Origin of the sequence: Okeania sp. SIO2F4, assembly GCF_010672385.1 — a bacterium.
GTDB lineage: Bacteria > Cyanobacteriota > Cyanobacteriia > Cyanobacteriales > Microcoleaceae > Trichodesmium.
In genome coordinates this window covers 1-6,391 of record NZ_JAAHGT010000307.1, presented here as the reverse complement: position 1 = coordinate 6,391, position 6,391 = coordinate 1, and the positions used below count along the sequence as shown (strand labels likewise).

5 protein-coding genes are annotated in these 6,391 nt (G+C 35.8%); 1 reads left to right on the top strand and 4 read right to left on the bottom strand.

The window, feature by feature from the left end:
• Positions 1 to 514: 514 nt before the first annotated feature.
• From sufD to sufB, 4 genes are all read right to left on the bottom strand, one after another.
• Positions 515 to 1,876: a Fe-S cluster assembly protein SufD gene (gene sufD, locus F6K22_RS19435; protein ID WP_293101350.1), complete on the bottom strand. Its 1,362-nt coding sequence runs from the start codon at positions 1,874 to 1,876 to the stop codon at positions 515 to 517.
• 452 nt (positions 1,877 to 2,328) lie between these two features.
• Positions 2,329 to 3,111, bottom strand: a complete 783-nt coding sequence (sufC, locus tag F6K22_RS19430; protein ID WP_293101347.1) for a Fe-S cluster assembly ATPase SufC — start codon at positions 3,109 to 3,111, stop codon at positions 2,329 to 2,331.
• A gap of 347 nt (positions 3,112 to 3,458) precedes the next feature.
• Positions 3,459 to 3,722, bottom strand: coding sequence for a four helix bundle protein (locus F6K22_RS19425; RefSeq protein WP_293101361.1), 264 nt, complete (start codon positions 3,720 to 3,722; stop codon positions 3,459 to 3,461).
• 128 nt (positions 3,723 to 3,850) lie between these two features.
• A complete protein-coding gene (gene sufB, locus F6K22_RS19420) occupies positions 3,851 to 5,287 on the bottom strand; it encodes a Fe-S cluster assembly protein SufB (RefSeq protein ID WP_293101344.1) in 1,437 nt (478 codons plus the stop codon).
• Positions 5,288 to 5,571: 284 nt separating this feature from the next.
• Between sufB and sufR the strand changes: the two genes are divergently transcribed.
• Positions 5,572 to 6,258 carry an iron-sulfur cluster biosynthesis transcriptional regulator SufR gene (gene sufR, locus F6K22_RS19415; RefSeq protein WP_293101342.1) on the top strand — a complete coding sequence of 229 codons (687 nt, stop codon included), beginning with the start codon at positions 5,572 to 5,574 and terminating at the stop codon, positions 6,256 to 6,258.
• Positions 6,259 to 6,391 lie beyond the last annotated feature (133 nt).

Sequence of the window (6,391 nt, the reverse complement as noted above, 5' to 3'; positions counted from 1 at the left end):
TAGTTGAAAAATCAAAGGTCTACTTTCCTGATATTTCTCATCTATTAGATTTTGACTAGAAATACTCCCGTGAATTTTCCCAGATGGTAAAAGACAAAAAAGCCAGAATTATCAAATTAGATATTTTCTCTAGTTGAAAAATCAAAGGTCTACTTTCCTGATATTTCTCATCTATTAGATTTTGACTAGAAATACTCCCGTGAATTTTCCCAGATGGTAAAAGACAAAAAAGCCAGAATTATCAAATTAGATATTTTCTCTAGTTGAAAAATCAAAGGTCTACTTTCCTGATATTTCTCATCTATTAGATTTTGACTAGAACAGGACTTACGCATGAGGTAGGAAAAACTAGGATTTGAGATTGCTTCCCTGTCGGTCGCAATGACGGAAATACATTGTACTGCGTAAGTCCTATAGAAATACTCCCGTGAATTTTCCCAGATTATCTTTTTCCATAACATAAGTCTAAATCAACTTTTTAACTCACCTTCTTCCTTCTTCCTTCCTCCTTCTTTTAAACTTTACAAGCGACACATTGTTTTAAAATGTGTTCCAAAGAAGGTAAAGGCAACTTGTTAATAATTTCTGCGGCAAAAGCATCAATTAATAAGTTGCGACTTGCTTCTTGACTCAAACCTCGACTCTGTAAATAAAATACCTCATCATCATCTAACTGACTAACAGTTGCTCCATGAGAACATTGAACATTATCAGCAATAATTTCTAACTGAGGTTTTGTATCAACTCTTCCACCAGAAGAAAGTAATAAATTACGATTTAACTGAGCAGCATTTGTCAACTGTGCAGTCTGAGAAACATAAACTTTTCCATTAAATACAGAATGCGCTTTATCATCAACAATGCACTTATAAAGTTGGTCAGTCACACCATTGGGATGATTCAAAATAATGCTGCTGTGAGTATCCGCTTCTTGCTCATTGCCAATAAATGCCAAACCATAAAGATTAGTTTCCGTTCCCTCACCCATTTGAGCAACTTCTAAATTATGACGAGATAACCTTCCTCCTAAATGAATAGCATTACAAGTATAGCGACTATTTTTAGCTTGAGCGATCGCTGTTTTGCCAATATGAAATGCTGCTCCTGCATCTCGTTGCACCCTGGTATGATTAATTTCTGCATTTTCCTCTACCCATATTTCTGTAACAGTATTTGTCAGATAGGGATGAGAAATTGGTGCTTCTGGACAAATTACTTCTGCTGTCACGCAATGCTCAACTATTTTCGCACTACTATTACTTTCCGCTACTACCAAACAACGACGCTGAGTCAATATAGGAACTTCAGTCTGAGTGGCAATAAATAATAGATGTATTGGTTTTTCTACAACTTGATTTTTTGGCAACCATATTACTGCTGCATCAGTTAAACCAGCAGTATTTAGGGAAGTAAATACTTCTTGACTCCCTGGTTGTTGCGCCAAATAATTGCCGATGCGCTCTTGGTATTCACTCGGTAACTGCCCCAAGTTGCCTACAAATATCTCATTTTCTATATCTGTCAAGGATGATAAGTTAGGTGCAAATACCCCATTCACAAATACCAACCGACTGTCTGTTGCTTCCGACAAAATAAACGGAGTAATATTCAAAGCATCCAAGTCTACTGGAGCAGGTGCTTGGAAACCTAACTTCATCATTGCAGATAAGTCAGTAAACTTCCATTCTTCATCTCGCTTAGTCGGAAAAGCTAACTCACGAACCCACGCTGCTGCGCGATCGCGTACTTGTTGTAACCAAGCTGCCATTTTTGTATCTAGAGGAAACTCTCGTGGTACAGTTGGAGAAACTCCTTTACAAGATTCTTCAAGTAATTTATCTAAATAAGATACCTCTGGTTTTACGGACACTTGCATAATTTTTATACCAATTATCAAAAGTATAGCGCTACGCGCTAGGGAACAGGGAACAGCGGTGCGACCCCGCGGGGTGCGACAGACGCAAGCGGTCAGACCCCGCGCCGCCGACAGCTCGCTTGCGGAATGCTGACCAAGAGAGGGAACGCGCACCAAGACAGGGAGCAGGAAACAGTATACTGTCAAAGGGTTTCAGGATTTATCAATGTCCGCGCCCTTTGCTTCGACTGCTATAATATTATACTTAGGTGACACTTCAATTATTAAGTAATTAAAAAAGTGGTCATTTCAGTTATCAGTTATTAGACATCTCCAGAAAAGAGGGAGTAGGGAGTAGGGGGAGAGGATTAAAGGTTTCTGTTTAAAAGAAAAAATCCCTTTTAGTCAATCCTCTTCCTTATAAGAAATAAGAAGAGGTAATTATTAATTATTAATTGTTAATTGTTAATTATTTAAACCCCTACCTTTGCTTCTTCAATTACATCATCGTAACCTTTTTCTTCTAGCTCTAATGCTAGTTCTTTTGTACCAGTTTTAATAATTCTACCACCTTCGGTAACATGAACAAAGTCTGGCACAATATAGTTTAATAAACGTTGATAGTGAGTAATTACTAACAGAGAATTTGATTCATTTGCTAATTGATTTACTCCGTTTGCTACTATCCTCAAAGCATCAATATCTAACCCTGAGTCTGTCTCGTCTAAAATTGCTAATTTTGGATCTAACAATGCCATTTGTAATATTTCATTTCGCTTTTTTTCCCCACCAGAAAAACCTTCATTTAAACTCCGGTCTAAAAACTCTGGTTTCATCTTGACAATATCTAATTTATCCTGTACTAAATCGTCAAAATCAAAAGCATCTAATTCTTCTAATCCTTGATGTTTCCGTTTCGTATTATAAGCAACTCGCAAAAAGTCTAAGTTACTCACTCCAGGAATTTCTAGAGGATATTGAAATGCCAAGAACACGCCATTTAATGAACGTTCTTCTGGCTCCATTTCTAATAAATTTTTACCTAAAAATGTAACCTCTCCGCCAGTCACTTCGTAAGCAGGATGACCTGCCAATACTTTAGAAAAGGTACTTTTCCCAGAACCATTCGGACCCATAATGGCATGAATTTCTCCAGCTTTTATTTCTAAATTCATGCCTTTGAGAATCTCTTTTCCTTCTACATTGGCTGTTAAGTTTTTAACAGATAAAATAACTTCACTATTTTCTTTAATCATGTTTACCTCTTTTGTAATGAATAATTAATAATGAATAATTGATAATTAGAGTATTAGATAGTTAGATAGAAAACTAGAAACTTACAAAACTCTTTCATTATCAATTATCAATTGATTTTTGGTTGTTTGATTTAGCCGATTTGACAATAGCCGTCTTTTGTAATGAATAATTAATAATGAATAATTGATAATTAGAGTATTAGATAGAAAACTAGAAACTTACAAAACTCTTTCATTATCAATTATCAATTGATTTTTGGTTGTTTGATTTAGCCGATTTGACAATAGCTGTCAGGACTTTTAAGAGTTCTATACAGTTTTGATTAATAGAGTCAAAACCTTTAACATCAATGTAATTTGCGTATAGGCAATAACTCTAACCAATACAGAGTTTCATTGACCTCTTTCAGAGTAATAGCCATTTTATGTACAAAATCGGCAGAACTTTCAGCGTATTCAGCTTCACGCACCAGAGCTACTATTGCTGTACCACTACGAAGTAATTGCTTTGATAAAACATAGTCTTGCTTCTCTTGATTAAGGTGTTTTGACAATTTAACAATTCGTAGTGCAAATGCAAATGATTTTTCTTTAACTACATTATTTTTCACAATTATCAATTATTAATTATTAATGTACCCTCCAGCATTATTAATTATTAATTGTTAATTGTTAATTATTAATTGTTAATTATTAATGTACTCTCCAGCATTATTAATTATTAATTATTAATTATTAATTATCCCACCGTTCCTTCTAATTTCAAACTTAATAATTTATCAGCTTCCGCAGCAAATTCCATTGGCAATTCATTAAATACATCCTTACAGAAACCACTAATAATCATAGACACTGCATCTTCAGCAGAAATACCTCTTTGAGTAAAATAGAAAAGTTGGTCTTCTCCTATTTTAGAAGTAGAAGCTTCATGCTCAACCTTAGCACTATTATTGTCTACTTGAATATAAGGAAAAGTATTAGCTTGAGCGCGATCGCCTATTAACATTGAATCACATTGAGAATAATTCCGCGCTCCCTTCGCACCAGACCCCATTTTCACCAAACCACGATAACTATTAGCAGAATTTCCAGCAGAAATACCCTTAGAAATAATTGTACTGCGAGTATTTTTGCCAATATGTACCATTTTTGTACCTGTATCTGCTTGTTGTTTATTATTAGTTAGAGCAACAGAATAAAATTCTCCCACTGAGTTGTCTCCCACTAAAACACAACTAGGATATTTCCAGGTAATAGCGGAACCAGTTTCTACTTGCGTCCAGGAAATTTTAGAATTTACTCCCTTACACAAACCGCGCTTAGTCACAAAATTATAGATACCACCTTTTCCATTTTCATCTCCAGCAAACCAATTTTGCACTGTGGAATATTTAATTTGAGCATTGTCGAGAGTAACAAGTTCAACTACAGCAGCGTGAAGTTGGTTAGTGTCAAACATCGGAGCAGTACAACCTTCCAAATAGGTAACAGAACTACCCTCCTCTGCTACAATTAAAGTCCGCTCAAACTGACCAGAGTCGCCATTATTAATTCTAAAGTAGGTAGACAAATCCATCGGACATTGTACACCTTTAGGAATAAAAACAAAAGAGCCATCACTAAATACAGCAGAATTTAGAGCAGCAAAAAAATTATCCCCCACTGGTACAACACTACCCAGATATTTTTCCACTAATTCTGGATATTCTTTTACTGCTTCAGAAATAGAACAGAAAATTACTCCTTCTTCAGCAAGCTTTTCTTTAAAAGTAGTAGCAACAGAAACACTATCAAATACAGCATCAACCGCAACATTACTCAAACGTTTCTGCTCTGATAGAGGGATACCAAGTTTCTCAAACGTATCTAAAAGAGTCGGATCTACTTCGTCTAGACTTTTCTTCTTATCTTGAACTTTTGGCGCTGAATAGTAAATTATATTCTGGTAGTCTATTTGTGGATAGTCAACCTCAGCCCAAACTGGTTCTTTCATTTCCAGCCACTTTTTATATGCTTTGAGACGAAAGTTGAGCATAAACTCTGGTTCATTCTTTTTAGCAGATATCAAACGAACTATATCTTCGCTGAGTCCGCGAGGAATGGTGTCTGATTCAATGTCAGTGACAAAACCATATTTATAAGGTTGATTGACTAAGGTTGTTACTTTAGCAGTCATTGTACTTATTTCCTAGTTACTTATATTTACTTACTTAGCAATTAAAAGAGATCGGCTTTAGTGGCCTTTTTTATTTAAACAACTTATTTGTTGCTTAAGTCTATTTTAGGTTACATTAACAACAGTGATATTGTCAAAGTCCAATTTAAAAAAAAATTTTTGGCCAATAAATAAGGTCTTCTGTCCCTTTAAAGGGGATGAAAAAAATATTCAATTCAGTATTTCAAGTCTCCCAATACAGTCGGAGGTACTGATAACTGATAATTAATAACTGATAACTGACAATGATGGAAACGACTCAACAAAATTCAACCAAACAAGAAATCCTGCAACATTTGATGAAGCGAACTCAAGCTACTGCCTTGGAATTAGCTGAGTCCCTAGAAATTAGCCCCCAAGCTATACGTCGCCATTTGAAGGACTTAGAAGGAGAAGGACTACTTGTATATAAATCAGTAGCAACAGGAATGGGAAGGCCACAACATATCTATGAACTGACAACTCAGGGACGCGATCGCTTTCCCCACAGTTACGATCAGTTCGCTGTTTCTTTTCTGGATACCTTGGCAGAAACTATGGGACATGACCAACTTACCCAAGTGCTGCACGAACAATGGCAACGTAAGGCAATACAATATCGCCAACTACTGGGAACAGGTTCAGTGCAGGAGCGCGTCGCGAATTTGGTAGAACTGCGCAAAGCTGAGGGTTACATGGCAGAGTGGTATCCTAATGAACAGGTCAAAATTCAAAATTTAAAATTAAATAGCGATCCAACTTTAGAGGAAGTTGAAGGCTATATATTGATAGAACACAACTGTGCCATATCTAATGTGGCCGAATCTTTCCCCAGTGTTTGTGGCCATGAGTTAGAGATGTTTGGTGCTGTACTGCATGATTGTACTGTGGAGAGAACTCATTGGATTGTTAATGGAGAACATCGTTGTGGTTATTTAATTACTAAAAAATAAAAATAAAAATATATTGTCAGGGTTGTATAAATTTTCTCGTCAGTAAAAAAATATAAAATCAAAACTTAATATGCAACAATCTATGGAATTTTTAACGCCAGAGGAGTCTGCTCAAGTTGATGGAGCGCTCCTA